The organism is Mucilaginibacter arboris (assembly GCF_009754915.1).
GTDB classification, from domain to species: Bacteria; Bacteroidota; Bacteroidia; order Sphingobacteriales; family Sphingobacteriaceae; genus Mucilaginibacter_A; species Mucilaginibacter_A arboris.
In genome coordinates this window covers 1-748 of sequence record NZ_WPIK01000060.1, presented here as the reverse complement: position 1 = coordinate 748, position 748 = coordinate 1, and the positions used below count along the sequence as shown (strand labels likewise).

Here is a 748-nt window from a genome sequence, read left to right as displayed (position 1 = left end):
AATAAGGCTTGGCGAAGAACTGGCAATAGAATTCCTTCCGCCGAAACTGAAGTTAAATAAATAATCAAATGTTGATGCTTCTTTTATCAACTAAATTTCTGTTCCGTCCGCTGGAACAGAAGCAAAATAGCAAAACAAAAGTTGATGTTTATTCCGTCCGCCAGTTTTTTGCCAAACCAATGTTATATGCCGTTTCTTATTTTATCGTTTTTTGTGTCGTAAAAAGACTATTGCTGTTATGAGGACTGACAATTAAAAATTGTAATTCATGTATTCTTTTTCTATTGTCTATCTCAACTGTGTAAACATCATTAATAACAAAAAACCGTTTTGAGTATTCTTCCCAACCATTATCTTTTTTTGTCATACCGTTATATTTTGCCACCGACTCCAACTTGTTCAATTTCGTTATCTGTCCGAAAGTCATTTTTGAACCTTTATTTAACACCCAAGCTTTGTACCCTTGTCCCGAAAAAGTAAGACCGTTAATTTTAAGTAATATGTCAAATTGTTTACTTGTGTCTATAATAGGAAAATAAAAGGAATTTGTAATTCTTTTGCTTTTAATAGTGTCATTAGAAACGATAATTGATAATTCTACATTTCCCAATAATTGTTCTACATCGTTAACATAGAAACTAAAGTCGTGCTTTGATTGCGTTATATTTTGTCCATTTGCAAACTTAAAGTTGAGCAACATGAAAAGAAGTAGAAAGGTTGCGAGTTGGTTCTTCAATGGCATATAACG

General features: G+C 32.2%; 1 protein-coding gene. It reads right to left on the bottom strand.

Annotated elements, in window-relative coordinates:
* Positions 1-196: 196 nt before the first annotated feature.
* Positions 197-748: hypothetical protein (locus GO621_RS18710; protein ID WP_232335716.1), on the bottom strand; the 552-nt coding region annotated here is incomplete at its 5' end.